The sequence below is a fragment of the Paraburkholderia sp. FT54 genome (genome assembly GCF_031585635.1).
Lineage (GTDB): Bacteria > Pseudomonadota > Gammaproteobacteria > Burkholderiales > Burkholderiaceae > Paraburkholderia.
In genome coordinates this window covers 698541-724920 of the sequence record NZ_CP134195.1, presented here as the reverse complement: position 1 = coordinate 724920, position 26380 = coordinate 698541, and the positions used below count along the sequence as shown (strand labels likewise).

Annotated in this window: 23 protein-coding genes; 9 read left to right on the top strand and 14 right to left on the bottom strand. The window is 64.7% G+C overall.

Annotated elements, in window-relative coordinates; all coding sequences use genetic code 11:
• Positions 1 to 7: 7 nt before the first annotated feature.
• The 4 genes from RI103_RS03370 to RI103_RS03355 form a co-directional block, all read right to left on the bottom strand.
• Positions 8 to 505 carry a carboxypeptidase regulatory-like domain-containing protein gene (locus RI103_RS03370; RefSeq protein WP_310814007.1) on the bottom strand — a complete coding sequence of 166 codons (498 nt, stop codon included), beginning with the start codon at positions 503 to 505 and terminating at the stop codon, positions 8 to 10.
• Positions 506 to 806: 301 nt separating this feature from the next.
• Positions 807 to 2330: a DegQ family serine endoprotease gene (locus tag RI103_RS03365; protein WP_310814006.1), complete on the bottom strand. Its 1524-nt coding sequence runs from the start codon at positions 2328 to 2330 to the stop codon at positions 807 to 809.
• A 159-nt stretch (positions 2331 to 2489) separates the two neighbouring features.
• Positions 2490 to 3791: an ATP-binding protein gene (locus tag RI103_RS03360; protein ID WP_310814004.1), complete on the bottom strand. Its 1302-nt coding sequence runs from the start codon at positions 3789 to 3791 to the stop codon at positions 2490 to 2492.
• Between the two features lie 4 nt (positions 3792 to 3795).
• Complete coding sequence (locus tag RI103_RS03355) at positions 3796 to 4458, bottom strand: response regulator (RefSeq protein WP_132373262.1); 663 nt, start codon at positions 4456 to 4458, stop codon at positions 3796 to 3798.
• A gap of 221 nt (positions 4459 to 4679) precedes the next feature.
• On the opposite strand from RI103_RS03355, the gene dacB reads away from it, so the two are divergent.
• The 3 genes from dacB (at position 4680) to RI103_RS03340 (ending at position 8863) form a co-directional block, all read left to right on the top strand.
• Complete coding sequence (gene dacB, locus RI103_RS03350) at positions 4680 to 6365, top strand: D-alanyl-D-alanine carboxypeptidase/D-alanyl-D-alanine-endopeptidase (RefSeq protein WP_310814003.1); 1686 nt, start codon at positions 4680 to 4682, stop codon at positions 6363 to 6365.
• Positions 6366 to 6553: 188 nt separating this feature from the next.
• Positions 6554 to 7516 carry a sterol desaturase family protein gene (locus tag RI103_RS03345; protein ID WP_310814002.1) on the top strand — a complete coding sequence of 321 codons (963 nt, stop codon included), beginning with the start codon at positions 6554 to 6556 and terminating at the stop codon, positions 7514 to 7516.
• A 93-nt stretch (positions 7517 to 7609) separates the two neighbouring features.
• A complete protein-coding gene (locus RI103_RS03340; protein ID WP_310814001.1) occupies positions 7610 to 8863 on the top strand; it encodes an SGNH/GDSL hydrolase family protein in 1254 nt (417 codons plus the stop codon).
• 661 nt (positions 8864 to 9524) lie between these two features.
• Here RI103_RS03340 and RI103_RS03335 read toward each other — a convergent pair.
• The 9 genes from RI103_RS03335 to RI103_RS03295 form a co-directional block, all read right to left on the bottom strand.
• Positions 9525 to 10565, bottom strand: coding sequence for an L-threonylcarbamoyladenylate synthase (locus RI103_RS03335; protein WP_310814000.1), 1041 nt, complete (start codon positions 10563 to 10565; stop codon positions 9525 to 9527).
• Between the two features lie 10 nt (positions 10566 to 10575).
• Positions 10576 to 11772 carry a 5-(carboxyamino)imidazole ribonucleotide synthase gene (locus tag RI103_RS03330; protein ID WP_310813999.1) on the bottom strand — a complete coding sequence of 399 codons (1197 nt, stop codon included), beginning with the start codon at positions 11770 to 11772 and terminating at the stop codon, positions 10576 to 10578.
• Between the two features lie 117 nt (positions 11773 to 11889).
• Positions 11890 to 12408, bottom strand: a complete 519-nt coding sequence (gene purE, locus RI103_RS03325) for a 5-(carboxyamino)imidazole ribonucleotide mutase (RefSeq protein ID WP_310813998.1) — start codon at positions 12406 to 12408, stop codon at positions 11890 to 11892.
• Positions 12409 to 12506: 98 nt separating this feature from the next.
• The gene (locus RI103_RS03320) at positions 12507 to 13397 is read right to left on the bottom strand and encodes a phosphoribosylaminoimidazolesuccinocarboxamide synthase (protein WP_012434235.1); all 891 of its coding nucleotides are present in this window, start codon (positions 13395 to 13397) and stop codon (positions 12507 to 12509) included.
• Between the two features lie 132 nt (positions 13398 to 13529).
• Entirely contained in the window at positions 13530 to 14594 is a 1065-nt protein-coding gene (fba, locus tag RI103_RS03315; protein ID WP_310813997.1) for a class II fructose-bisphosphate aldolase, read from the bottom strand.
• 366 nt (positions 14595 to 14960) lie between these two features.
• Positions 14961 to 16397, bottom strand: a complete 1437-nt coding sequence (pyk, locus tag RI103_RS03310) for a pyruvate kinase (RefSeq protein WP_310813996.1) — start codon at positions 16395 to 16397, stop codon at positions 14961 to 14963.
• Between the two features lie 457 nt (positions 16398 to 16854).
• Positions 16855 to 18048, bottom strand: a complete 1194-nt coding sequence (locus RI103_RS03305; RefSeq protein WP_310813995.1) for a phosphoglycerate kinase — start codon at positions 18046 to 18048, stop codon at positions 16855 to 16857.
• Between the two features lie 272 nt (positions 18049 to 18320).
• Positions 18321 to 18644 carry an AzlD domain-containing protein gene (locus tag RI103_RS03300; RefSeq protein ID WP_310813994.1) on the bottom strand — a complete coding sequence of 108 codons (324 nt, stop codon included), beginning with the start codon at positions 18642 to 18644 and terminating at the stop codon, positions 18321 to 18323.
• Positions 18641 to 19387: an AzlC family ABC transporter permease gene (locus RI103_RS03295; protein ID WP_310813993.1), complete on the bottom strand. Its 747-nt coding sequence runs from the start codon at positions 19385 to 19387 to the stop codon at positions 18641 to 18643. The genes RI103_RS03300 and RI103_RS03295 overlap by 4 nt, the downstream gene beginning before the upstream one ends.
• A gap of 220 nt (positions 19388 to 19607) precedes the next feature.
• Here RI103_RS03295 and RI103_RS03290 point away from each other — a divergent pair, with 220 nt between their 5' ends.
• The 6 genes from RI103_RS03290 to RI103_RS03265 all read left to right on the top strand — a co-directional run bounded on the left by RI103_RS03290 (position 19608) and on the right by RI103_RS03265 (position 24534).
• Positions 19608 to 20531, top strand: coding sequence for a branched-chain amino acid transaminase (locus RI103_RS03290; protein ID WP_310813992.1), 924 nt, complete (start codon positions 19608 to 19610; stop codon positions 20529 to 20531).
• A gap of 63 nt (positions 20532 to 20594) precedes the next feature.
• The gene (locus RI103_RS03285; RefSeq protein ID WP_007180502.1) at positions 20595 to 20789 is read left to right on the top strand and encodes a zinc-finger domain-containing protein; all 195 of its coding nucleotides are present in this window, start codon (positions 20595 to 20597) and stop codon (positions 20787 to 20789) included.
• 336 nt (positions 20790 to 21125) lie between these two features.
• On the top strand, positions 21126 to 22151 hold the full coding sequence (gene waaF / locus RI103_RS03280; protein ID WP_310813991.1) for a lipopolysaccharide heptosyltransferase II: 1026 nt from the start codon (positions 21126 to 21128) through the stop codon (positions 22149 to 22151).
• A gap of 168 nt (positions 22152 to 22319) precedes the next feature.
• The gene (locus RI103_RS03275; RefSeq protein ID WP_310813990.1) at positions 22320 to 22766 is read left to right on the top strand and encodes a nuclear transport factor 2 family protein; all 447 of its coding nucleotides are present in this window, start codon (positions 22320 to 22322) and stop codon (positions 22764 to 22766) included.
• Between the two features lie 39 nt (positions 22767 to 22805).
• Positions 22806 to 23960, top strand: a complete 1155-nt coding sequence (locus RI103_RS03270) for an alpha/beta fold hydrolase (RefSeq protein ID WP_310813989.1) — start codon at positions 22806 to 22808, stop codon at positions 23958 to 23960.
• A complete protein-coding gene (locus RI103_RS03265; protein ID WP_310813988.1) occupies positions 23953 to 24534 on the top strand; it encodes a DUF2946 family protein in 582 nt (193 codons plus the stop codon). Before RI103_RS03270 ends, RI103_RS03265 begins: the two co-directional genes overlap by 8 nt.
• Before the next feature lie 69 nt (positions 24535 to 24603).
• On the opposite strand, the gene RI103_RS03260 is transcribed toward RI103_RS03265, so the two are convergent.
• On the bottom strand, positions 24604 to 26313 hold the full coding sequence (locus RI103_RS03260; protein ID WP_310813987.1) for a M48 family metalloprotease: 1710 nt from the start codon (positions 26311 to 26313) through the stop codon (positions 24604 to 24606).
• Positions 26314 to 26380 lie beyond the last annotated feature (67 nt).

The window sequence follows — 26380 nt, the reverse complement described above, 5'->3', positions numbered from 1 at the left end:
GCCGCGCTTATTGCGTGTTCCAGTAGAACGCGGCCTTGGCGGTGCCCTTGGCCGGGATCGTCACCGGTTTGGACTGGTCGCGATCCTTGTATTGCGCGTGCACCGTGTAGCGGCCGGGGCGTAATTTCACCAGCATGTACGGCCCACGCGACGTGGTGCTCAGCACCTCGCCGTTGTGCGCGTCGACCACGCGCACGCGGACGTCGGCGAGAAAGTCGGAACCCGGTCCCGTGAAGCGCAGCGACAGCGGCCACTGGCTTTGTGCCTGCTGCAATGCCTTCGATTCGTCGAGACCGACGCCGCCCGATACGAACGAGACGTCGCCTTGCTGCTGGATTTGCGGCAAGCCGCCGCCATTGGCGTTGCCCGCACTGGTTTGATCGGTGGTCGTGCCGCCGGTCGTATCGCTTGCCTGCTGTGCAGACGCACCACCCGCCAGACCGAGCGTGAGCGCTGCGCATATCGCAGCGGCTACGATCCTTCGCTGATTGCGTTGGGTTTTCATCGGTTCGCTCCTTATTGAGGTCTTATCCCTGCTGATCCGGTATCCCGCGGTGGGCCCGGATCAAGGCAGACGCAACCTGCGTGCCAAGCCGCCGGCCGCGTCATCCGGAAACCGCCGCAGGCCACGCCGGGTGGCGCACAACGCCCTTCTTCGTTGCCAGGATCCAAATGAGAAATGCCGATCCGCTGGCAGTAAATGCAACGGACCGGCAAGCATTACTTCAATTCGCGGGCGGATCAGCGGACCGTCGGCCAAACTGCCAACGGACCGGGCGATGGAGCCGTTCGCCCCGCATAACTCGTCAGCCGAGATCGACCGGTACGAAGATCTGCGCGTTGTCGCGCTGGATCAGCAACGCGATGCTGTTGCCGGCGCTGGCGATCATCTGCTTCAACTGATCGACGCTCGAAATGGGCCGGCCGTTGACGGCGAGAATCACGTCGCCCGGCTGAATGCCGGCGCTTTCCGCCGCGCCGCCCGATTGCTGCACCAACAACCCGTGCGACACCGACGCGCCGCTCTTCTCTTCGGGCGTCAGCGGCCGCACCGCCACGCCGAGCCGGCCTTGCAACTGGGTCGGCTGATCGGCCTTGTCCGAAGCGACCTTCGCATCCGACAACGAGCCGATGGTCACCTTCAGGTCCTTGGTGGACTTGTCGCGCCAGACCTGCACGGTCGCCGAGCTGCCCGGCGCCAGACCCGCGACCTGCGCCGGCAGATCGGACGAGTCGCCGACCGGTTCGCCGTTCACCGACAGAATCACGTCGCCCGGCTGCAAACCGCCCTTGGCCGCCGGGCCGCCCGGATCGACCGAGCTGACGAGCGCGCCTTGCGGCTTCTGCATGCCGAACGAATTGGCGAGCGTCTGGTTCATGCCCTGCACCGCCACGCCGAGACGGCCGCGGCTCACGTGGCCGGTCTTGACGATGTCGTCCTTGACCTTGATCGCCTCATTGATCGGGATGGCGAACGAAAGGCCCTGGAAGCCGCCCGTCTGCGAATAGATCATCGAGTTGATGCCGATCACCTCGCCTTGCAGATTGAAGAGCGGTCCGCCCGAGTTGCCCGGGTTCACCGGCACGTCGGTCTGAATGAACGGCGTGTAGTTTTCGTTGGGCAGCGAGCGCGACTTCGCGCTGATGATGCCCGAGGTCACCGTGTTGTCGAAACCGTAAGGCGAGCCGATCGCGACGACCCACTGCCCGACCTTGCTCTGACGCGGATCGCCGATCTTCACGGTCGGCAGATTGCTCGCGTCGATCTTCAGCACGGCGACGTCGGACTGCTTGTCGGCGCCGACCACCTTCGCCTTGAATTCGCGCTTGTCGGTGAGCTTCACGGTGACGACGTTGGCGCCGTCCACCACGTGCGCGTTGGTCAGGATGTAGCCGTCATTGCTGACGATGAATCCCGAGCCCAGGCTCGCGCTCGGCTGATCGGACGCATCGCCGCCACCGTCGCCGCCGCCTTGCATGCCCGGCATGCCGCCGAAGAAGTGCTTGTAGAACTGGTAGAACGGATCGCTAGGATCGATCGGCAACTGATTGCCGCCGCCATTGCCGTTGCCAGGATTGCCGCGCAGCGCCGTCTGCTTGACGACGTGCTTCGCGCTGATGTTGACCACAGCCGGGCCGTAGGTTTCGACGAGGCCCGAGAAATCGGGAATGCCTGTTTTGGCGGCGGCTTCAGCGGGCATCATCGCGGCTTGCGCCGGCGAGATCACCTGCGGCGCGGGCACGTCGCGATGCCCCGCCACATAGCCGGCGGAAAGCGCAACGGCGACGGCTACTGCAACAGCACTGCGGGACAAGGTTTTCGCGTTCATCGTGTACTCCTGACTGGGAGAAAGAGACTTTGGATGTCTCGAAGCGTACGTGGCATCGCTTAAAAGAGTCTTAAGCAGCGACAGATCGCTTCCATCCCGTTTTTTTAGGGCCGTTTAAGCCTCGTTTAAGTCCCTTTTATGAACAGAAAGCCTTGACCTTCAAAAACGCACGCTGACCTGCAAGCCGCCCGCGGGCGATTCGTCGAGCGACACGGCGGCATGATGCTGAACGGCGATGCGGCGCACGATCGCCAGGCCCAGACCGCTGCCCGCCACGTCGGTGCGAGCACGGTTCGCGCCTGCGCCCGCGCGATAGAACCGATCGAACACGCGGTCGCGCTCAGCCGGTTCGATCCCCGGTCCGCTGTCGGCGATCCGCACGAGCGGGTGCCCCTCTTCCACATGCAAGCCGACATCCACACGCCCACCGCGTGGCGTGTATTTGGTTGCGTTATCCACGAGGTTGTTGAACATCACGCGCAGCGCGTCGGCGTCGCCGATCACGGTGGCGGATTCCGTCGCCTCGATGCCGAGATCGACGCCGCGATCCAGCGCAAGCGGCGCGTAAGCCGCCACGCATTCCTGCAGCAACGCGCGCAGATCGATCGCGTCGGTGGCGGCGAGGCCGTCCGGTTCGGAACGCGCGAGCGCCAACAGTTGTTCGGCAAGACGCGTGGCGCGCGTCACGCCGGCTTGCAGATCGGCGAGCGCTTCGCTGCGGCCGGTGTCGTCTTTCGCGCGCGCCACCAGTTGCGCCTGGATCTGCACGGCCGCGAGCGGCGTGCGCAACTCATGCGCCGCGTCGGCGACAAATGCTTTCTGAATATCGAGCGCGGTGGCGAGCCGTTCGAGCAGACCGTTCAGCGCGCGCACAAGCGGCTGCACTTCGAGCGGCAGACGCTGATCCGGTAACGGATCGAGCGCCTCGGGGTGACGCGCGTCAAGCGCGCTGGTCACGCGCCGCAGCGGCCTCAGTCCGCGTCCGACGATCACCCACACCGCGAGCCCGAGCAACGGCAGCAGCACGATCAACGGCCACAACGTACGCAGCGCGACATTCGCGGCGAGCCGGTTGCGCACGGAAACCGGCTGCGCCAGCTGCACCACGTTGTCGCCGACGATCGCGCCATACACGCGCCACACGCCGCGATCCGTGTGCTCAGTCGAAAAGCCGAGCTCGGCGCGCGGCGCGAGCGGCGCACGCGGACGCGAGTAGTACATCAGCACGCCGTTGCGATTCCAGATCTGCAGCACGATGCCTTCGTCGCCGGTGTCGCGCGAACCGAGCACCTGCGAGAACGGTTCCGACGGCAGCGCCGCGGCGATCTGCTCCAGCTGGTAGTCGAAGAGTTCGTTGGCTTCGGCAAGCGCTTGCCGGTAGATCAGCCAACCCGCGATGCCGACGCCGAGCAGCACCAGCGCCAGCAGCCAGACCAGCAATTGACGGCGAATCGAACGCATCGGCTCAGGCGTCCTTCGCGATCATGTAGCCCAGACCGCGCACGTTGCGGATCAGATCCGCGCCGAGTTTCTTGCGCAGCGCGTGAATGTAGACCTCGACGGTATTGCTGCCGATCTCCTCGCCCCAGCCGTACATTTTTTCTTCGAGCTGGCTCTTCGAGAGCACGGCGCCAGGACGCGCGAGCAGCGCCTCGAGCAGCGCGAATTCACGCGCCGACAACGCGACCGGCGCGCCGTCGAGCGTGACCTGATGCGACGCGGGATCGAGCGTCAGGTTGCCGTGGCGGATGGTCGAATCGCTGCGCCCCGACTGACGCCGGATCAGCGCGCGCATGCGGGCGCCGAGTTCGTCGAGATCGAAAGGTTTGACGAGGTAGTCGTCAGCGCCGGCGTCGAGGCCTTTGACGCGATCCGCCACGGCGTCGCGCGCGGTGACGATCAGCACCGGCAGCGCATGACCGCGCGCGCGCAGCGTGCGCAGCACGTCGAGACCGTCGCGTTTGGGCAGGCCCAGGTCGAGCAGCACCAGATCGTAAGGCTGGCTGCCCGCCGCGCTGAGCGCGGCTTCGCCGTCTTCCACCCAGTCGACCGCGAAGCCTTCACCGCGCAGCGCCTTGCGCACGCCTTCGGCGATCATCCGGTCGTCTTCGACTAGCAAGATGCGCATGGTTATCTGTTCCGAATCGTTCGATGATGCCGCATTCTAGCGCCCGCTCCCAGCATGCGCGTCGCGTGGCGCTTTTTCCACCGCAGCCTGGCGGCAACTCTCTACAATGGGCGCTTTGCTTCGCGCGGCCGGCGTTTTCGTCCGCGCGCCAACGCGATCCATCGGCACCGCGTGGATTGCCGCGTGCCCCACGCCCTGACATTTTGCTTTTTCGCCCGTTCATGACGCACGCTTTTCTGTCTTCCCTGGCACGCCACCTCAACACTGTCGCACTGCGTCCGCGCTCCGCTTCTGCCTTGACCGCTGCCGCCGCTTCCACCGCTTCCACCGTTCGGCTAACTCGGTTTGCGCCGCGCGCGAGCGCCTGGCTGCTCGCCTGCGCCGCGCTCGGCTGCGGCGCGTCGCTGCCGCTTGCCGCGCAGGCTCGCGTCAAGGCCACGCGTCCGAGCGTCAACGTCACCACGGTATTGCCACAGTCGGTCATGGTCGGCTTGCAGCGCGCGCACGTGCCTTTGTCGGCGATCAGCGTGGTGGTGGAGAAAGTCGGCGACCACACACCGCTCCTCGCACTGAACGCCGGCAAGCCGATGATGCCCGCCTCGACGATGAAACTCGTCACCACCTACTCGGGCCTCTCGATACTCGGCCCTGACTACCGCTGGCGCACCAGCGCCTATGCGGACGGCACCATCGACGCCAACGGCGTGCTGCACGGCAATCTCTACATTCAGGGCACGGGCGATCCGAAGCTCGTGCCGGAAGAACTGATCGACCTCGTGCAGAAGATTCACAAGGCGGGCATCACCGGCATCGACGGCGCGCTGGTGCTCGACAAGCGCTACTTCGATCCGTCCACGCGCGACCTGCCGCCATTCGACGACGACGCCACCGCGCCGTACAACGTCGGCCCCGATCCGCTGCTGTATGCGTTCAAATCGCTGTCGTTCACGCTGACGCCGTCGCCCGACGGCAGCGTCGCGATCGATGTACTGCCCGCGCTCGCGCAATTGCAGATCGACAACCAGATGCACGCCGTGACCGGCCCGTGCCGCGGCGACGCGGCCTCGGTGTCGCCCACCGTCACGCCGGAGCCGAACGGCACCCTCGTGGCCTCGTTCAACGGTGACTATTCAATGCGCTGCGGCCCGCGGACGATCAACGTCGCGGTGCTCGATCACTCGGCATTTTTCGCCGGCGGTTTTCTCGCGCTGTGGCAGCAAACCGGTGGCACGTTCAGCGGCGCGACGCGTGAAGGCGCGGTGCCCGTCGGCGCCAAACTGGTGGCGACGCATCAGGGGCCGATGCTGTCCGACATCGTTCGCGACATCAACAAGTTCAGCAACAACACGATGGCGCGCAACCTGTTCCTCACGATCGGCGCCGCCGAGGAAAAGGGCCCCGCCACGCCCGCCAAAGCGGCGCGTGCGATCGAGGCATTTCTGCGCCGCGACAGCATCGACATGCAATATCTGACGCTCGACAACGGCTCGGGCCTGTCACGCGACGAGCATGTCACCGCGCTCGCGCTCGCCGATCTCCTGCAGCGAGCCAACGCAAGTCCGGTCGCCCAGGTGTTCGTGGAGTCGCTGCCGATCGCGGGCGTCGACGGCACCATGCGCAACCGCTTGACCAACCTGGGCGCGGGCGGCAACGCGCACATCAAGACCGGCACCTTGCGCGACGTGCGGGCGATCGCGGGCTACGTGGCCTCGGCGGACGGTAACAGTTACGTGGTGGTCAGCCTGATCAACGATCCGCATTCAGAAGCCGCGCGCGCCGCGCACGACGCGCTGCTCGAATGGGTGTATCAAGGACCGTCGCAGGGCTTCACCAAGGTGTCCGATCCCGTCGTCGAACCGCGCATCAGCAAGCCCAGGAAAAACCCGCACAAACGCGGCGCTCACTGAGTGTTCCTTCTAGCGAAGCCGCGCGCGGCAACGTGCTCAAGCGTGTACGCTGTCGGGCAGTGTTTGAGGCGCGCGTAAGACGCTGAACGTGACGCCGGGACCGTGCACCGGTTGCGGTCCCGCTCGAACAATAACGACAACACCCGCTGCGCAGAGCGCGGCGGCCAGGGACCACGGAGGAAGACACCATGCAATTCGATGCCGAATTGCTGCTGCTCGCCATGGCGCCAGTCTTTCTCGCATGCATCGGCTGGGAGGCGTGGCACCTGCGGCGCACGCACCCGGGCGCGCAACTCTATAGCTGGCGCGACACGCTCTGCAACGCCGCGCTCGCGCTGCTGCAGCAAGCCGCCGACAAGCTCGCGTGGCTCGCCATCATTCCGTTCTACGCGTTCTTCTACGATCACTATCGCATCTACACATGGCAAGCGAGTTGGGTCTCGTTCGTCGTGCTGTTCGTCGCGCAGGATCTGCTCTACTACGTGTTCCATCGCTGCAGCCATCGCGTGCGCTGGCTGTGGGCCGCGCATGTCGTGCATCACTCGTCGGAGCGCATGAATTTTTCGACCGCGTTCCGCCAGAGCCTCATGTATCCGATCGCGGGCATGTGGCTCTTCTGGACGCCGCTTGCCGTGCTCGGTTTTCCGCCGAAGCAGATCGTCGCGATCGTGCTGATCAATCTCGGCTTTCAGTTTTTCGTGCATACGCAGGCCATCGGCAAACTCGGCTGGCTCGAATATGTGTTCAACACGCCGTCGATTCATCGCGTGCATCACGCGCGCAACGACCGCTATATCGACCGCAACTATGCCGGCGTGCTGGTGATCTGGGATCGCCTGTTCGGCAGCTATGTCGACGAAGATCCGCGCGATGCGCCGGTCTACGGCATCGTCGAGCCGCTTCACACTTACAACCCGCTGAAGGCGACGTTTCACGAATGGGCGTCGATGGCCGCCGATTTCGCGAGCGTGCCCGGCTGGCGCGACAAGCTGCGCGCGCTGTTTGCGCCGCCCGCGTGGGCTACCGATTATCATGCGCGGCGCGCCGCCGGTTCATCGGTATCACGCGCGGATGCAAACGACAATTCGGGCGAAGCGATTCGCGCGAGCAAAGACCATACGGCAGCGTTTCAAACACCGCGCAGGCCGTAGAAGATTCTGTAAGCTGTCGCCACGCCGCCTAAGCGGTGGGCGCTGCCTGCAACACATGGCATAGGGCCACACATACGAGGAGATGAAGTCAACATGAAGCACACAGCATCGCGGAAACAAGAACATTGGCTGCGCGTGACGCAGATCGCCATTGCCAGCACGGCATTCGCCCTGCTCGCGGCTTGCGGCGGGGGCAGCGATAACAACAACAATGCGAGCAGCACGCCCGCAGGCGGGGTGAAATTGCAGGTCGTGTCGTTCGGCGACAGCCTGTCGGATGTCGGCACGTACGCGCCGGTGATTCAGGGGAGCTTCGGCGGCGGCCGCTTCACGACGAACCCGGGTGAAGTGTGGACGCAGAAGGTCGCGGAGTACTACGGCGACACGTTGACGCCGGCGTACCTCGGCGGCTTTGGCCAACCGCTGGTCGCAGCGGGCGGCTTCGGCTATGCGCAAGGCGGCTCGGACGTCGTCAACGCCCAAGGCAAAGGTTGGGCGCCTAATAGCATGGCCGCGACGACCGTGCCGGTGGTGACGCAGGTGGCCAACTACCTGGGCGCGCATACGAGCTTCAACGCGAACCAGCTCGTGCTGATCAACGGCGGTGCGAACGACATCTTCCAGTTCGCGGAGGGCAGCGGCAATCTGGCGGCGCTCGGCGCCGCGCTGCAGACGCAATACCCGGTGCTCGTGCGGACCGGCAAGCTGCCGAACTCGCAGGCGGGCCAGGTGGCGTTTATCGTCGGCTACCTGCAGCGGTTGGCCAACCCGCAGATCGCGCAGGCCGCCACGCAGCTCGCCGCGCAAATCCAGACCATCGTCAACTCGGGCGCGACCCATGTGGTGGTGTCGACGGTGCCGGACATCGGCAGTGCGCCGCTCGGCGTCGCAGCCGACGTGAGCACGCCTGGCAGCGCTGCACTGCTGTCTGGGATTTCCGCGGCGTATAACTACCTGCTGGTCCAGAACCTGACGGCCCTCGGCTTGGTGGGTACGGGCAAGGTCATCGTGGTCGATGCGTTCACGTGGATCGATCAGCAGGTGCAGAACTACCAGGCGCTAGGCTTCACGGTGTCCAACACGGGCACGGCTTGTAACCTGACGTCGATGCAGAACAATGCAACCGCGTACGCCACCGCCAATCCGAGCGCGACGAACGGGTTGACCCCGGCGCAATACGGCGCGCAGTTCGGCTCGTCGCTGTTCTGCTCGCCGCAGACTTATACGGTAGCCGGCGCTGACCAGACTTACATGTTTGCGGATACGGTTCATCCGAGCACGCATCTGAATGCGTTGTTCGCGCAGTACGTGCAGCAGCAGATCGCGGCGACGGGGTTGGGGAAGTGAATTGAGGGGGGCCGGGCTTTGGTTTTGGCCTTTCCTTGATTTGTTAGTGGTTTATTAGCGTTGCCCCTGTGCGGGGCGGCACCTACTTTTCTTTGCCGGCCGCAAAGAAAAGTAGGCAAAAGAAAGCGGCTCACACCGCTAATTCTTAAGCGGGTCCCTCGCACAGCCGCGGTAATGGTGCATCTGGAATCTGTGTTCTCGCGCATTCGGCGTGACTGACAAGGCGCTCATCAGCTCCCACTCCGCGCTGCGCGCGTCGCGGATGGATATGCATGGGAAAGCGGGGCTTCGCTGGTTTTGCGTCGTGGGCGATCGGCTTCGCCTCGCCGAATCGGTCGCCAGAGAAAAAACAGCAGATGGTTTTATGAGTGCCCTTCGGCGCGCGCAGCGCCGCCGGAAGTATGACGCCCTTGTCACTCGTGTCGAATGCGCGAGAACACGGATTCCAGATGCTCCACTACCGCGACTGCGCGGGGGACCCGCTTAAGAATTAGCGGTGTGAGCCGCTTTCTTTTGCCTACTTTTCTTTGCGGCCGGCAAAGAAAAGTAGGTGCCGCCCCGCACAGGGGCAACACTAATAAACCACTAACAAATCAAGGAAAGGCCAACACCGCCGCCAACCAGAAAAGGGCACCGCACAGGCAAAAAAAACCCCACCCCATCACCCTTGCGCTTCAAAAGCAGCCGCCGCCCGCCCCAACCGATCATTAACAGCAATCCACTCAATCGTATCCGGCAGCTTCTCGATCAGAATCCGCGTGACATTTGCGCGATCAAGAGCCCTCAGCAAACCATACAATTCACGAGCATAGACATGCGGATCCTCAGGCGCGGCGATGAAATGCACACCTTCGGCATCGGCCCAATGTCCGGCACGCGACGCCCGCGCCACCAACGCCACGCGCTCATCCGCTTGCCGCGCGGCAAGCAAAGGCTCCAGCGCGACGAAGGGCAATAGCGCCAAAGGCGTACGCGGCGCGTAGTGCGCCTTCAACGTGCCGGAAGCCCGCGGCGCGGTCGCATCCGAGCCGTCCGGCAAACGCGGCGCCTCGCCGAGCACGTCGGCGATATCTTGCGGACTCACACGCCCCGGCCTCAAAAGCGCCGGAAAACCGCGCGACAAATCCACAATGGTCGATTCGATACCAACGTCCGACGCGCCGCCGTCCAGCACATGAATCGCATCGCCGAATTCGTCGCGCACATGTTGCGCCGTGGTCGGGCTCACATGACCAAACCGGTTCGCCGACGGCGCCGCGACACCGCCATGTCCGCTGCGCAATGCGCTGAACGCCTCGAGCAACGCTTGCGCGACAGGATGCGATGGGCAACGTAGTCCCACTGAATCCTGACCGCCGCTCACCGCCGCCGGAATGCGCGCGGCGCGCTTCAGGATCAACGTGAGCGGTCCCGGCCAGAAGGCGTCGATCAACCGTTGCGCCTCCGCGGGCAATTGCTCGACCCAGTAGTTCGGATCGCCTTGCGGCGCGAGATGCACGATCACCGGATGATTCGCCGGCCTGCCCTTTGCCGCGTAGATGCGCGCAACCGCATCGGGACTCTCGGCGTCGCCACCCAGGCCGTACACCGTCTCCGTGGGAAACGCGACCAGATCTCCCGCGTCGAGCAGCGCCGCCGCGTGTTCGATCTGCGCGGCGCTGACTGGCAAGGCACCTTCGGCGGGTTTCTGTTGATCCGGCATGGCGCTCGTGTCAGCTCGTGATGATGTGCAAGAGCCGTGCGCAATCGCGTCCGGCCGTGCGGGCTTCTTCGAGCGTGGCCGCCGTGAAGTTCACGTGGCCCATCTTGCGCCCACAGCGTGCCTCTTCCTTGCCGTACAGATGCAGACGCGCTGCCGGCATCGCGGCGACTTCGTGCCACGGCGGCGTGACGGCCGCGCGCTTCGGGCCGTCCGGGAACCACACGTCGCCGAGAATGTTCAGCATGACGGCCGGCGAATGCTGGCGCGTGTCGCCGAGCGGCATGCCGGTCATGGCGCGCACCTGTTGCTCGAACTGGCTGGTCGCGCAGGCGTCGACCGTGTAGTGGCCGGAATTGTGCGGGCGCGGCGCCATTTCATTGGCCACCAGCGAACCGTCTTCGAGAATGAAGAACTCGACGCACAGCACGCCCACATAGCCGAGCTTGTCGGCGATTTGCAGCGCGGCCTGCTGCGCCTGCTGGACGAGCGTGGGGCTCGCGTCCGGTGCCGGGACGATGGTGTGCGACAGCACGCCGTCGCGATGCGTGTTCTGCGCGAGCGGATAGACCACCGACGCGCCGCTCGCCGCCCGCGCGATCAGCGCGGACACTTCGAACTTCAACGGCAAACGCTTTTCGAGCACGCACGGCACGCCGGCCAGCGATGCATGCGCCTCGCGCACTTCCTCTGCATTGCGCACGCGAATCTGGCCTTTGCCGTCGTAGCCCATGCGGGCAGTCTTGAGAATGCCCGGCAGCACGGCTTCGAGCTTCGCGTCGTCGAGCGTGGCCAGCGCATCTGACGATTCGATCACCACATGCGGCGCGACCGCCACGCCCGACGACGCAATGAAGCGCTTCTCGGCAATGCGGTCCTGAGCCACGGCGACGCAGCGTCCAGCCGGGCTCACGAAGGTAGTCCGCGCGAGAAAGTCGAGGCTCGCGGCCGGAACGTTCTCGAATTCCGTCGACACCGCCGCGCACAGCCGCGCGAGTTCGGTCAGCGACGCTTCGTCGTCATATGCCGCGCGCAAATGGCGATCGGCGACGGCGCCCGCCGGACTGGTTTCGTCCGGATCGAGCACGGCGACGCGATAGCCCATGGCCTGAGCGGCGAAACAGAACATGCGGCCGAGCTGGCCGCCACCGACCATGCCAAGCCATGCGCCGGGCAGAATCGGTGAAACCGGTGTGTTGTCTGGGTTCATCTTAGTGGTCGGTCGCGGCCGGGTGCTGTGTGCAGTGCGTGCATGCAATGCGATGGCAGGCACCCGGCCGGGGGTCGGACAGGGGGACTTCTTCAAGCAAGCAATCAGTCTGTGCGCTTACAGCGCCGGCAACACCATGGCGTGGGCCGCTTCATTCTGGCGCACGCGGAACGCCGCCAGTTTCTCCGCATACTCGTCGCTCGTGCCGCTCAGAAGCGACACGGCGAACAGCGCCGCGTTCGCCGCGCCTGCTTCGCCGATGGCAAACGTGGCGACCGGCACGCCCTTGGGCATCTGCACGATCGAATGCAACGAATCGACGCCCTTCAGGTACTTGCTCGCTACCGGCACGCCGAGCACCGGCACCGTGGTCTTGGCGGCCAGCATGCCGGGCAGATGCGCCGCGCCGCCCGCGCCGGCAATGATCGCGCGAATGCCGCGCTCGCGCGCGCTTTCAGCATAGGCGAACATTTCGTCGGGCATGCGGTGCGCGGACACGACCTTCGCTTCGTAGGGCACGCCGAATTCCTGCAGAACGGCCACGGCGTTCTTCATGACTTCCCAGTCGGAACTGGAGCCCATCAGCACGCCAATAACCGGCGCGCCATGCGTATGGGCGGTTTGAGCTTCACTCATCTTACGGCTTCCTTGTTTCTCGAGAGCGCCCCGGACCTGTCGCTTCGCGCCAGGTCCGGCGTAGTCTCATGCAATGCGAATCCAGCGGATGCGCGTAATCAGGCGAGCTTATGCCCGGTCAGGCGTTCGAGCGCTTCCTGGTACTTCTCGCCTGTCTTCGTGACCACGTCGTCCGGCAGCTTCGGCGCCGGCGGCTCTTTCTTCCACGGCTGGGTTTCGAGCCAGTCGCGCACGAACTGCTTGTCGAACGACGGCGGATTGGTGCCGACCTGATACTGGTCGGCCGGCCAGAAGCGCGACGAGTCCGCGGTCAGCGCCTCGTCCATCAGATACAGCTTGCCGTGATTGTCCAGACCGAATTCGAACTTCGTATCCGCAATGATGATGCCGCGCGTGGCCGCGTAATCAGCGGCTTCCTTGTACAGCTTGATCGAGATGTCGCGGATCGTGGCCGAGAGTTCGGTGCCGATGCGGCGTTCCATCTCGTTGTAAGTGATGTTTTCGTCGTGATGGCCCATTTCGGCCTTGGCTGCCGGCGTGAAAATCGGCTCAGGCAGCTTTTGCGCGTTCTGCAGGCCCGGCGGCAGTTCGACGCCGCACACCGAACCGGTTGCCTGGTAGTCTTTCCAGCCGCTGCCGGCCAGATAGCCGCGCACCACGGCTTCGACGAGGATCGGTTCCAGGCGCTTCACGACGACCGCGCGGCCCTTGACCTGCTCGACCTCGTCCGCCGCCACCACGGATTCGGGCGCGACGCCCGTCAGGTGGTTCGGCACCACATGCTTCAGTTTCTCGAACCAGAAGTTCGCCATTTCGTTGAGCACGCGTCCCTTATTCGGAATCGGCTCGCCCATGATGACGTCGAACGCCGACAGACGGTCGGTCGTGACGATCAGCAACTGGTCGTTGCCCACCGCATAGTTGTCGCGGACTTTACCGCGGCCGAGCAGCGGCAGCGAGCGGAGCGTGGATTCGTAGAGGGTAGACATCGTCGTGGTTCGCTAAAAGTGAGGCAAAAAGTGTGACCGGAACAAAAGGGAAACGCCGTTCCCCGGATGATGCGGGAACGGCGATCTAACGACAACCTGGCCAAACGGCCAGGTGCGGAGCCTATAGATAGCTTAGCGGACGACTTGCGCGAGCTCGCCTGCTTTGTACTTCTCCGCGATTTTATCAAGCGAAACCGGCTTGATCTTGCCAGCCTGGCCTTCGCAGCCGAATTGCATGTAGCGCTCGACACAGATCTTCATCGCCGCTTCGCGCGCCGGCTTCAGATAATCGCGCGGATCGAACTTGCCCGGATTGGTCGCCATGTAGCGGCGGATCGCGCCGGTGATGGCCAGACGCAGGTCGGTGTCGATATTGACCTTGCGCACGCCGTTCTTGATGCCTTCCTGGATTTCCTCGACAGGCACGCCGTAAGTTTCCTTCATGTCGCCGCCGAATTCGCGGATTTCAGCCAGCAGTTCCTGCGGCACCGACGACGAACCGTGCATCACGAGGTGCGTGTTCGGAATGCGCTGGTGAATTTCCTTGATGCGCTGGATCGACAGAATGTCGCCCGTGGGCTTCTTGCTGAACTTGTACGCGCCGTGCGACGTACCGATCGCGATGGCCAGCGCGTCGCATTGCGTCAGCTTGACGAAGTCGGCCGCCTGCTCCGGGTCGGTCAACAGCTGCTCGCGCGTCATAGTGCCTTCCGCGCCGTGGCCGTCTTCCTTGTCGCCCTTCATGGTTTCCAGCGAACCGAGCACGCCCAGTTCCGCTTCCACCGTGATGCCGATCGAGTGCGCTGCTTCCACGACCTTGCGCGAGACCTCGACGTTGTATTCGTACGAAGCGACCGTCTTGCCGTCCGCTTCGAGCGAACCGTCCATCATCACGCTGGTGAAGCCGCTGCGGATCGCCGCCATGCAGACCGCCGGCGACTGCCCGTGGTCCTGGTGCATCACGACCGGAATATGCGGATACGACTCGACCGCGGCTTCGATCAGGTGACGCAGGAACGCTTCGCCCGCGTACTTACGCGCGCCGGCCGACGCCTGCATGATGACCGGTGCGTTGACCTTGTCGGCCGCCGCCATGATCGCCTGCACTTGCTCCAGATTGTTCACGTTGAATGCCGGAAGGCCATAGCCGTTTTCAGCGGCGTGGTCCAGCAGTTGACGCATTGATACGAGAGGCATGCTTTAACTCCATAGATTGAAACGAATTCTTGTGCCGTCGGCATCTTTTGGGCGATTTTATCGCGAAGCAAGCTGCACACCCGTTCACACATTCTCTAAAGCGCGGAGCGGTCCTTGCCGCTGCAACGCGCGATCCGAGCCTGTGCGCCGCCTCTCGCGGGGCATGGCAGCCTGCTTCGCACAATCAGACCTGTGTCGGCCAGAGTTGGCGCTTCGGCGCTTTGTCGATCCGGAGTTGGTGCTTCAGCGCTTGCTCCGGTCCCACGCAGCGCACTCTGGCCCGACGCAGTGCGTGCCGATCGAGCCGACTTCAGTGTCGACCAGCGTCGGCGCTTTTAGCGCTAACGCTGGTTGCACGCAGTGCGATCAATACGGTTCGCCGACCCGTACGATCTTCAGCGTATTCGTGCCGCCGGCCTGACCCATCGGCTCGCCGACGGTCAGCACCACCATGTCGCCGTGCGACGCATAGCCCTTGCTGACCACGGTCTCCAACGCCTGCTGCAACGCGGTGTCGCGGTCGGTGTTGGTGTCCAGATGCAGCGAGGTCACGTTGCGATACAGCGCCATGGCCCGTTCACTGCCGACCCGCGGCGTGAGCGCGAAAATCGGCACATGGGTCCAATGACGCGACATCCACAGCGCGGTCGAGCCGGATTCGGTCAACGCCACAATCGCCTTCGCGCCGAGATGGAACGCCGTGAACAGCGCGCCCATCGCGATCGACTGGTCGATCCGCGTGAACGTGCGGTCGAGGAAATCCTTGTCCAGCTCCGACTGCTCCGACTTCTCAGCTTCGATACAGATCGCCGCCATGGTCTCGATGGTCTGCACCGGATACTTGCCCGCCGCCGATTCCGCCGACAGCATCACCGCGTCCGTGCCATCCAGCACGGCGTTGGCGACGTCCGACACCTCGGCGCGGGTCGGCACCGGCGCGTGGATCATCGACTCCATCATTTGCGTGGCGGTGATCACGAACTTGTTCGATTCGCGCGCCATACGAATCATCCGCTTTTGCAGCGCGGGAACTGCGGCATTCCCCACCTCCACGGCCAGATCGCCGCGCGCGACCATGATGCCGTCCGACGAGTCGAGGATGCCTTGCAGCGCCGGAATGGCTTCCGCACGCTCGATCTTGGCGATCATCTTCGGCTTGATGCCGAACGGCGCGCCGGCGATGTTCGCCAGCTGGCGGGCCATTTCCATGTCGGTGGCGTTCTTCGGGAACGACACAGCGACATAGTCGACGCCGAGCGACATGGCGGTGCGAATGTCTTCCATGTCCTTGGCGGTCAGCGCTGGCGCGGTCAGGCCGCCGCCCTGGCGGTTGATGCCCTTGTTGTTCGACAGCTCGCCGCCGATCTTGACGATCGTGTGGATCTCGTTGCCGATCACACGCGAAACGTTCAGGACGATCAGGCCGTCGTTGAGCAACAGCACGTCGCCCGGTTTCAGGTCGCGCGGCAGGTCTTTGTAGTCGAGACCGGCGCGCTGCTCGTTGCCGAGTTCGCAATCGGCGTCGAGAACGAATGGCTCGCCGGCGACCAGCATGATCTTGCCGTTTTCAAATTTGCCGACCCGGATTTTCGGGCCTTGCAGGTCCGCCATGATGGCGACTTCGCGGCCGGCCTGGCGGGCCGCCTCGCGCACGAATTCGGCGCGCTGGCGGTGGTCGTCGGCGGTGCCGTGCGAGAAATTGAGCCGCACCACGTCCAGCCCTGCCTGAATCATTTGCAGCAGGATTTCCGGCGTATTGGAAGCCGGGCCGATGGTGGCGACAATCTTGGTGGCGCGATGCATGAGTCTCCTCGTCTGGGTGAGATCGCTGGAAAGAGCGCTGCGAGTCGGATGCGGAGGCTGCGCACCGAAGGATGCTGCCGGGGGCTGCGCGCCGGTTGAAACCAGCGTCGCTTTATTGAGTGAAGCGGTGTTCGATACCAGCACGGGGGGTGCCGGTGGAGGGGCGAGTTCCTCGTCGGGGAGTTCCGCGGACGAGGCGATTTGCACAGTGTCCGCGCCGGACAATTCCGCTGCCTCGCCGGCGGTGCTCAACTCCGCGAGCACGAGGGGCGCCCCGGATTCTTCTTGCTGATGGTCGGCGCTAACTGGGCCGGTCGCGAATTCAAGCGCGGGGTCGGCCGCTGCCGGAGTGGCGGCGGAGCGCGCCGCGCGCTCCCCTGCCGATGCTGCCGCGGTGTTACGCGGCTTGCCGCCGCGTGCTTTTGCAGACTTTGCCGTTGGGGAGCGCGTCGCCACGTTAAGCCCGCGATTCCAGAACTTCGACGGCAGGTAGCTTCTTGCCTTCGAGGAACTCGAGGAAGGCGCCGCCGCCTGTCGAGATGTAGCTGACCTTGTCGTGGATGCCGTACTTGGCGATCGCTGCAAGCGTATCGCCGCCGCCGGCAATCGAGAACGCAGACGACTTCGCGATGGCGTCCGCCAGCGTCTTCGTGCCGTTGCCGAACTGGTCGAATTCGAACACGCCGACCGGGCCATTCCACACGATGGTGCCGGCCTTTTCCAGTTGCGCGGCGAGCACCTTGGCCGTTTCCGGTCCGATGTCGAGGATCATGTCGTCGTCTTGAACGTCGGCGACGGCCTTGATTTCGGCTTTGGCGGTCGGCGAAAACTCCTTGGCCGTGACCACGTCGGTCGGGATCGGCACCGAGGCGCCGCGCGCTTTCGCGGCGTCGATGATGGCTTTGGCTTCGTTCACCAGATCGGCTTCGGCGAGCGACTTGCCGATCTTCAGGCCGGCAGCCAGCATGAACGTGTTGGCGATGCCGCCGCCCACGATCAGTTGATCGACCTTGTCGGCCAGCGACTTCAGAATGGTCAGCTTGGTAGACACCTTCGAGCCGGCGACGATCGCCACCAGCGGACGCTTCGGCGCGCCCAGCGCCTTGCCGAGCGCTTCGAGTTCGGCGGCCAGCAGCGGGCCGGCGCACGCGACGGGCGCGTATTTGGCGATACCGTGCGTGGTCGCTTCAGCGCGGTGCGCCGTGCCGAACGCGTCGTTCACGTAGATATCGCAGAGCTTCGCCATTTTCTGCGCGAGCTCGTCGGAATCCTTCTTTTCGCCCTTGTTGACGCGGCAGTTTTCCAGCAGCACGACCGAGCCCGGCGCGACGTTCACGCCGTTTTCAACCCAGTTCGCCACCAGCGGCACGTCACGGCCGAGCAGTTCGGCCAGACGCTTCGCGACCGGCGCCAGCGAATCTTCCGGCTTGAAATCGCCCTCGGTCGGACGGCCCAGGTGCGACGTGACCATCACGGCGGCGCCCGCGTCGAGCGCGGCCTTGATGGCCGGTACGGAGGCGCGGATGCGCGTGTCTTCGGTGATGTTGCCTTGATCGTCCTGCGGCACGTTCAGATCGGCGCGGATGAACACGCGTTTGCCGGATAGCTTGCCTTCGGCGATCAGATCGGAGAGACGCAATACCTTGTTCATGGGCGTGTGTGTGCGAGTTGATGAGAAGGCGGTGGCGGACGACGCGCGGCACTCAAGCGCGGTGAACTCCAGCGCTCAGGCACGGCAGCGGCTCCACGGAAGCGGGTGCCGGCGGCAAGGCCGCGGCGGCGCGCGCCCTGCAGCGGCGCGGCTATCCCGGAAGCAAGCATTTTAACTGATCCACACAGCCTTCTGACCCGCGACCGGGCGAATGTCCCGTATTTGAACGATACGGTGTGCGTGCCGCAATGCACCATTTCCTGTTTCTTCAATCACATGAAGAGGCGCAACAACGTGAACACGACCATCCCGACGACAATCGTGCCGAGCATGGTGCGCCGCCACAAAAACCACGCAAGCCCCGACAGCGTGGCATAGAACTCATGGTTCGACGGCGCGAACGACAGGCCGTCGGGCGTTGCCAGCACATCCGGCAGGACCACCGCAGCGAGCGCCGCGGCCGGCGCATAACGCAGCATACGCTGGACCCGCGCCGGCAAAACCGTGCGCTCGCCGCCGATTAGAAACATCGCGCGTGTCACGGCGGTGACGAAGGTCATGCCGAAAATGGCCAGCCAGATCTGTGTGGACGTCATCGGGAATCTCCGGCGCTGTTACGGATGCGACGCAAGTCGGCGCGCTCGACCATCAGGTCGGCGGCACTGCCGGCAATGATTGCCGCGATCACCGCGAGCGGCAGCGCGAGCCGGTACGGCAGGTCGAAAGCCAGCAACGACACCACGCCGGCGATGCTGACCGCGACCAGCGTGGAGCGCGTCGCGATCGCCGACACCATGATGGGCAGCAGGGCCAGCGTACCCGCCAGCGCGAGACCCCAGTTATCGGGAATCAGGCTCGCCAGCAGAATCCCGGCAATCGACGACACCTGCCACGACAGCCAGCTGCACACCGCCATGCCCCAGTAGTACGCCTCCTTGCCCGCCACATAGCCGGTCGGGAAGCTCTTTTTCTGGAACAGCAGGTAAATCACGTCGCCGTTGAAGTAGCCGAGCACGAGGCGCCGCCACATCGACAGATAGGAAAAATGCGGCGCGAGACCGACGCTGAAGATGACGAAACGCGTATTGACCATCGCGGCGGTGAGCAGCACGGTCCAGACCGGCAGCTTGGCGGCAAGCAGCGGCAGCACCGCCAGTTGCGACGACCCGGCGTAGCACAGCAGCGACATGGTGAGCGCCTGCGGCAACGTGAGTACCGATTTGCTCATGGCAATGCCGGTGACGAGGCCCCAGGAGAAAATCGCCATCAGCGTGGGCGAATAGTCGCGCGCGCCTTCGCGGAAGGCACGGCGATCGATATCTGACAGGCGAGCGAGCATGGGGGCGAAACGCGGGCGCCCGAGGGCGCTGCAACGATGTGAAGTCGGCGCCAGGTCGTCAAGCACCCGCTGGCGCATTCGGATTTGAATTATGCGTGTGCCGGATTATAGCGTCCGGAATGCGGCCAAATGCCCGTTCCGTGTGCAAAAGACGTTAAAATGCGGGTCCTGGCTATGCCTGATATAGCTACGCTTAACAACGCACCCGCTGGAGAATCGTATGTCAATGGCCGACCGCGACGGCAAGATCTGGATGGATGGCAAGCTCATCGACTGGCGCGACGCCAAGATCCACGTGCTCACCCACACGCTGCACTACGGCATGGGCGTCTTTGAAGGCGTACGCGCCTACAAGACGGCGGACGGCGGCACCGCGATTTTCCGGCTGCAGGAACACACCAAGCGTCTGCTGAACTCGGCCAAAATCTTCCAGATGGACGTGCCGTTCGACCACGAAACGCTCGCCGCCGCGCAATGCGAAGTAGTCCGTGAAAACAAGCTCGAATCCTGCTACCTGCGCCCGATCATCTGGGTCGGCTCGGAAAAGCTCGGCGTGTCCGCCAAGGGCAACACCATCCACGTGGCAATCGCCGCCTGGCCGTGGGGCGCTTACCTCGGTGAAGACGGCATCGCCAAGGGCATCCGCGTGAAGACTTCGTCGTTCACGCGCCATCACGTGAACGTGTCCATGGTCCGCGCCAAGGCGTCGGGCTGGTACGTGAACTCGATCCTCGCCAACCAGGAAGCGATCGCCGACGGTTACGACGAAGCGCTGCTGCTCGACGTGGACGGCTACGTGTCGGAAGGCTCGGGCGAGAACTTCTTCCTCGTGAACAACGGCAAGCTGTACACGCCGGACCTGTCGTCGTGCCTCGACGGCATCACGCGCGACACGGTTATCACGCTGGCGCGTGACGCGGGCATCCAGGTGATCGAAAAGCGCATCACGCGCGACGAGGTCTATACGTGCGACGAAGCGTTCTTCACCGGCACCGCCGCCGAGGTCACGCCGATCCGCGAGCTCGACAACCGCACGATCGGCTCGGGCACGCGCGGCCCGATCACTGAGAAGCTGCAAGCGGGCTTCTTCGACATCGTGAACGGCAAGAGCGACAAGTACGCGAACTGGCTGACCAAGATTTAACGCGCGCCGCGCCGGGCCACACTGGCGCAACGCACGCACCCTGCATACAACGAGAAACGTCTCATGAGCGAAATCAAGGAAATGCCGCTGGTCGAACTGTCGGCAAAAGACCTGCCGGCGTACTGCCCGAATCCGGCCATGCCGCGCTGGAGCGCGCATCCGCGCGTCTTTATCGACGTCACGCACGGCGAAGCCAAGTGCCCGTACTGCAGCACGCGTTATAAGCTGCGCGACGGCGAAGTGGTCAAGGGCCATTGAACACGGCGCACTGAAAACTGATTGCTTGTGGCGCCGCTCGCGGGCTTGGCTGCACGCTTCGTTGCGGGGTTCGCTTCGTGATTGACTGGCTGTCGTTGCGCAGCGAGGTTCTTCGTTCGACGATCCGGCGCCGGTCGTGCAGCAGACGGTGATCATGCCGACGCAAGCGCGCAGCCCGCTCCGAAAGCAGGCACGTCACAGCAGGGCCGCCACCGCGGCGCGTCCGGCCATGCCGGAATCACGCCACGCGGCTTGCGGCTTTTCCCCATTTACCTATCCGAATGCCCCGCGCAAGGCTTGCGCGGGGTTTCGTTTCGACACCGGACACTCACTCTGATGCGTCGCGCGTTGGTTATCGCACCGAACTGGATCGGTGACGCATTGATGGCGCAGCCGCTGTTTGCGCGCCTCGTGAAATTGCATCCGCGCATCGTCATCGACGCGGTCGCGCCCTCTTGGGTCGCGCCTGTCCTCGAACGCATGCCGGAAATCCGCGACGTCTACGCCACGGATCTCGCGCACGGCAAGCTGCAAATGCTGCGCCGCTGGCAGCTGGCGAGCGACCTGCGCGACATCGGCTATGACGGCGCGTACGTGCTGCCCAACTCGCTCAAGTCGGCGCTGATTCCGTGGATGGCGGGCATTCCCCTACGCATCGGCTATACCGGCGAAAGCCGCTACGGCCTGCTGAACGTGCGTCACGCGAATCCGCGCAAGGATGAGCGTCCGCCGATGGTCGGCCAGTACGCCGCCCTCGCCTACGCGCCTGGCGCCAAGGTGCCCGACGACCTGCCGATGCCGCGCCTCGACGCGGATCTGAACGAAGCGTCGCGCGTCTCGGCGCGCTTCAATCTCGATACGCGCGTGCCGCTGCTGGTGTTCTGCCCGGGCGCCGAATACGGGCCCGCCAAGCGCTGGCCGCCCGAACACTTCGCGTCGCTCGCGCAGATGGTCGGCCAGTCGTTCCCGTACACGCAGATCGTCGCGCTCGGATCGCCGAAAGACGCGCCGCTCGCGCAGGCCATCGCGGAGCGAGCGCCGAACGTGCGCAACCTGTGCGGCCAGACCGCGCTGGGCGAGGCGTGCGCGCTGATCTCGCGCGCCAACGCGGTCGTCACCAACGATTCCGGCTTGATGCACGTGGCCGCCGCGCTGCGCCGGCCGCTGGTGGCCGTGTACGGTTCGACCGATCCGCGCCACACGCCGCCCTTGTCCGAGCTTGCGAAGGTACAATGGCTCCATCTCGAATGCAGCCCCTGTTTTGAGCGCGAGTGTCCGCTTGGTCATCTGAACTGCCTGAAGCAGTTGAGCGCCGAGCAGGTATTCGGCGATTTGCGCGGCATGTTGCTGGCGCAACGCTGAACCGGCCGATACTCGCACGCAACACCGCACGCACCTCAGCGCGTCGCGTCATGTTCGCGCCTTGCGGCGCGGGCATGCTGGCGCACGGGTGCGATCGTCCGGTGCTCCGGACTGTCCCGCTGACCGCTGCCCCGCAACCGCGCGCCGCGCACAAGAGACTGACGAGCCATGCCACGTTTTGCCCATATCTTCGAAGCCGCCGCCGATACTCTGAACGCCTATTACCAGGCCGTCGCCGAGGTCAATATCGACAGCTTGATGGGTCTGTGGATCGATGAAGAGTTCGTCAGCTGCATCTGCGCCGACGGCTCCCACCTGCACGGCCTCGAGAGCATTCGCGCCGGCTTGCAGATTCAGCTCGAAATGGCGCCCGTTTCCATCGAGCCGCTCGACATCCGCGTCTACGACAGCCTCGGCACCGTGGTCTATGCGATTGCCGAAGCGCACCGGCCGGCTGACCCCAAGGCCACGCCCGCCATGGTGTTTGCGACTTACGTGATGGTCCACGAACGCGGCGAATGGCGTATCGCGCACATCCACGCGAGTCCGATGCCCAACGAGGCCGCCAGCCAGTTCGCCACGAAGATGCGGCATGGCCAGGGGTCACTGCACTGACGCGCGCCGCGCGTCTTACTTTTTAGTTTTGAAGCAGGCATGAGCACGCCCCGCAGGAAGTCCCCCGCCTTGACGGAAGTCCCTTCGCGGGATCTGGGAACGCCGCACGAAAAATCCGCTTCTTCCGGCACGGCACGCGCCGCGGCCGCCATCGAGGCTACCGTCGACGCAACCATCGAGTTGCTCTACCGTGCGCCGCTCTGGCTGCCGAATCGGCACGTACAAACCATCGTCCCGTCGCTGTTTGCACGCCGCCCCGCCGTCTCGTTTCGACGCGAGCGCTGGGACACGCCCGACGGCGATTTCATCGATCTCGACTGGGTGCAGCACGACGGTCCTCAGGCCGTGTCGTCGCTCACGGCCGGCGCTATGCCGCACATTCCCGCCGACACCGCCCCGCTCTTCGTACTGTTTCACGGCCTCGAAGGCAGCTCGGGTTCGCACTACGCCGCCTCGTTGATGGCGGCCGCGCGCGAGTACGGCTGGCATGGCGTCGTGCCGCACTTCCGCAGTTGCAGCGGACCGCTGAACCGGATGCCGCGTTTCTATCATCTCGCCGACAGCAACGAAGTCGATTGGGTGCTGCGGCGTTTGCGCGCCGCGCATCGCGGGCCGATCGTGGCGGCCGGCGTGTCGCTCGGCGGCAATGTGCTGCTGCGCTGGCTGGGTGAGCGGCAGGAGGACGCGACGTCGGTGATCTCGGCCGCCGCGGCGATTTCGACACCCATCGACGTGCATGCCGGCGGCCGCGCATTGTCCCAGGGCTTCGGCCTCGTTTACACGCGTAGTTTTCTGAGAACGCTCAAGCAGAAGGCCGAACAGAAGCTGGTGCAGTTTCCAGGCCTGTTCGACCGTGACGCGATGCTGGCGAGCCGCACCATGTACGAGTTCGACAACGTGGTGACCGCGCCGCTGCACGGCTTTCGCGATACCGACGACTACTGGAGCACGGCGACCACGCGTCCGCTGCTGCCGCACATTCAGGTGCCGACGCTGGTGCTGAACGCGCGCAACGATCCGTTCCTGCCGGCTGAGGCGTTGCCGTCGCGGCATGAAGTCTCGGCGGCAGTGGAACTCGACCAACCCAAGCATGGCGGCCACGCCGGCTTTATGACCGGGCCGTTTCCGGGCCGCCTCGACTGGCTGTCGCGGCGCGTGTTCGGCTATCTGGAGCGACACGTCGATCATGGATGACATCGTCAAGCAGGCCTTGGCCAAGTGGCCGAATGTCCCGAGTTGCACTGGCTGGCTGATGCTGGACAGGCGCGGCAACTGGCGCATGCGTGACGAAGCCGCGCAGGCCGGCGGTTCGCCGGGCACGCCGATCCGCCACGAAGCGTTGCTCGGGTTCATCAACCGGAATTACGACGCCGACGAGCGCGGGCAGTGGTTTTTCCAGAACGGTCCGCAGCGTGTGTATGTCGAGTTGGGCTATACGCCGTGGGTGGTGCGTTTGTCAGCCGACGCCGATGCTGGCGGCGCACTCGCGTTGCAGGATCAGGGCGGCGGCGCCTTCGAGCCCGCAGCCGTGTTCGTGGATGAAGAAGGCGGGATTCTGTTTACCGACGATTCGGCGCCGCCGCGAATCGCGGTCCTGCACGATCACGACCTGGAGGTGTTCTCCGATCATACAACGCTGGCGGACGACTCGATGAGCGGTGAGTTTCGCTGGAACAACGAGCTTGTGTTGCCGCTGCAGGCATTGCGGCGAGGCGACGTTGCTGCGCGGTTTAAATTTGTGCCCAGTCCGGCAGCCGCTGGCACTTAAGCACCAGCCTGCGCGCTGCGTTGCTCCATCGAGGCCGGCTCGCAAACGCAGCGAAGCTGCGGACAAGACTTAGCTCTTCTCGTCCAGCCGCTCCTCCTTGTAGCGGCTTTCCATCTCATGCAGCCTCGCGTCGACGGTCGCGAGGTCGTAGTAGCCAATCGCCTTCAGATCGCGTGCGTCCTTCAATTGCCGGATCGCCGAAGGCCACGCTCCCTCCAGCGCGAACTTCTCGGCCATCGCACGATGCTGTGTCAACGCGTCGCCCGTGCCCGCGCTAGCCTGGGCGAGATACAGCCACCAGGCAGGCTGATCCGGCTCGGCACGTGTCTCTTTTTGCGCAAGCGCCTGAGCATTGGCAAAGCGGCGCAGGGTCAGCAAGGTGCGGATATGCATGTCGATGGCGGCATTCGACTGCGGCCAGCGCTTTTGCGCAAGCTCGGCCAGACGCGCGGCCTCGTCGTCGCGGCCGGCTCGCCGCGCGATGTCGGCGGCGAGCACATCGAGGCTCGGCGAACTGCGCGCGGTGCCGCCTTCGGCCTGCTCGCCCGCGGCGAACGCGGCGCGCGACGACGCCAGCGACGCCGCCGCGTCGTCGTAACGCTCGAGCAGCATCTGCCCGTAGGCAATGCCGTACCAGTTCGCCGCGACGTTCACCGCCGTGCGGTCCTCGATCTCAGAGCGCAAGCGCGAAATCTCGTCGCCGTACTCGCTGCGCGAGCGATCCTGCAACAGACGCGCCCGCGCCCGCACAAAACCATATTCGGCCGATTGATGCGGTTGCCGGTAAGGCGCGCGGCGCGCACGGTCTTCCATGTCGGCGATCCGTTCGCCGGTCAGCGGATGGGTGCGCGCGTATGCCGGAATGCCCGTGTCGCTCATCGCGGCACGATCGAGGCGGCCGAAGAAGGTCGTCATCGCGTAAGGATCGTAGCCGGCGCCAGCGAGCAGCAGAAAGCCGACGCGGTCCGCTTCGTGCTCGGCGGAACGCGAGAAACGCAACTGGTTGTCGACCGCATACGCCTGGCCGCCGATCGCAATCGCGCTGCCCAGATCGCCGCTATGCGCGAGCACGCCGGCGAGCACACCGAACAACAGGCCGGCGAGCGCCGCATAGCCGCTGTGTTCGCCGGTCGTGATCATGCGCGAGATGTGCCGCTGCAGCACGTGGCCCATTTCGTGACCCAGCACCGATGCCAACTCGGACTCAGTCTGCGTGGCCACGATCAGACCGGTGTTCACGCCGATAAACCCGCCCGGCAGCGAGAAGGCGTTGATCTGCGGGTCGCGCACCGCGAACAGATCGAAGTCCGGACGATATCCGCCGATGTAGAGCGCGCTCGCCGCGGCGGCGAGCTTCGCGGCAACCGAGTTCAGATAGTCGCGCACCAGCCAGTCGTCGAGATAGTCGGGGTCGCGGCGCACCTCGCCCATCACGCGTTCGCCGAGTTTGCGCTCGGCCTGCGGCGTGAGTGAGGCTGAGCCGCCGTTGCCTAGGTCGGGTAGCTGCTGCGTGACGATCGGCGCGCGCCAATTGGTGTTCACACCGGTATTGCCGGAAAAGCGGCTCTGCGCGCCGCCGTACACGCCGAACACGCCTTGCGCGATCTCGGGCGGCACGAGTGGATCGGCGCAGGTATCGGCCGGCCCGCTTACTAGCGGCGGCTCCGCTGGCAACGTGTTGAGCGCCATGCTCGACGCGCCGTGCGATTGCGCGAACGCGCCCGGCGGCGTTGCCAGCGCGATACACAACAATGCAGCAAGGAACCGTTTCGGACGCATCGCGAAGTCGATATGACGAAGTCGAAAGCGACGCCCGCCGCTCGGACTAAGATAGCGGGCATAGGGC

Excerpts from the sequence above, each read along its gene's own strand:
- RI103_RS03370 (WP_310814007.1), bottom strand. The coding sequence starts at position 505 with ATGAAAACCCAACGCAATCAGCGAAGGATCGTAGCCGCTGCGATATGC.
- RI103_RS03365 (WP_310814006.1), bottom strand. The coding sequence starts at position 2,330 with ATGAACGCGAAAACCTTGTCCCGCAGTGCTGTTGCAGTAGCCGTCGCC.
- RI103_RS03360 (WP_310814004.1), bottom strand. The coding sequence starts at position 3,791 with ATGCGTTCGATTCGCCGTCAATTGCTGGTCTGGCTGCTGGCGCTGGTG.
- RI103_RS03355 (WP_132373262.1), bottom strand. The coding sequence starts at position 4,458 with ATGCGCATCTTGCTAGTCGAAGACGACCGGATGATCGCCGAAGGCGTG.
- dacB (WP_310814003.1), top strand. The coding sequence starts at position 4,680 with ATGACGCACGCTTTTCTGTCTTCCCTGGCACGCCACCTCAACACTGTC.
- RI103_RS03345 (WP_310814002.1), top strand. The coding sequence starts at position 6,554 with ATGCAATTCGATGCCGAATTGCTGCTGCTCGCCATGGCGCCAGTCTTT.
- RI103_RS03340 (WP_310814001.1), top strand. The coding sequence starts at position 7,610 with ATGAAGCACACAGCATCGCGGAAACAAGAACATTGGCTGCGCGTGACG.
- RI103_RS03335 (WP_310814000.1), bottom strand. The coding sequence starts at position 10,565 with ATGCCGGATCAACAGAAACCCGCCGAAGGTGCCTTGCCAGTCAGCGCC.
- RI103_RS03330 (WP_310813999.1), bottom strand. The coding sequence starts at position 11,772 with ATGAACCCAGACAACACACCGGTTTCACCGATTCTGCCCGGCGCATGG.
- purE (WP_310813998.1), bottom strand. The coding sequence starts at position 12,408 with ATGAGTGAAGCTCAAACCGCCCATACGCATGGCGCGCCGGTTATTGGC.
- RI103_RS03320 (WP_012434235.1), bottom strand. The coding sequence starts at position 13,397 with ATGTCTACCCTCTACGAATCCACGCTCCGCTCGCTGCCGCTGCTCGGC.
- fba (WP_310813997.1), bottom strand. The coding sequence starts at position 14,594 with ATGCCTCTCGTATCAATGCGTCAACTGCTGGACCACGCCGCTGAAAAC.
- pyk (WP_310813996.1), bottom strand. The coding sequence starts at position 16,397 with ATGCATCGCGCCACCAAGATTGTCGCCACCATCGGCCCGGCTTCCAAT.
- RI103_RS03305 (WP_310813995.1), bottom strand. The coding sequence starts at position 18,048 with ATGAACAAGGTATTGCGTCTCTCCGATCTGATCGCCGAAGGCAAGCTA.
- RI103_RS03300 (WP_310813994.1), bottom strand. The coding sequence starts at position 18,644 with ATGACGTCCACACAGATCTGGCTGGCCATTTTCGGCATGACCTTCGTC.
- RI103_RS03295 (WP_310813993.1), bottom strand. The coding sequence starts at position 19,387 with ATGCTCGCTCGCCTGTCAGATATCGATCGCCGTGCCTTCCGCGAAGGC.
- RI103_RS03290 (WP_310813992.1), top strand. The coding sequence starts at position 19,608 with ATGTCAATGGCCGACCGCGACGGCAAGATCTGGATGGATGGCAAGCTC.
- RI103_RS03285 (WP_007180502.1), top strand. The coding sequence starts at position 20,595 with ATGAGCGAAATCAAGGAAATGCCGCTGGTCGAACTGTCGGCAAAAGAC.
- waaF (WP_310813991.1), top strand. The coding sequence starts at position 21,126 with ATGCGTCGCGCGTTGGTTATCGCACCGAACTGGATCGGTGACGCATTG.
- RI103_RS03275 (WP_310813990.1), top strand. The coding sequence starts at position 22,320 with ATGCCACGTTTTGCCCATATCTTCGAAGCCGCCGCCGATACTCTGAAC.
- RI103_RS03270 (WP_310813989.1), top strand. The coding sequence starts at position 22,806 with ATGAGCACGCCCCGCAGGAAGTCCCCCGCCTTGACGGAAGTCCCTTCG.
- RI103_RS03265 (WP_310813988.1), top strand. The coding sequence starts at position 23,953 with ATGGATGACATCGTCAAGCAGGCCTTGGCCAAGTGGCCGAATGTCCCG.
- RI103_RS03260 (WP_310813987.1), bottom strand. The coding sequence starts at position 26,313 with ATGCGTCCGAAACGGTTCCTTGCTGCATTGTTGTGTATCGCGCTGGCA.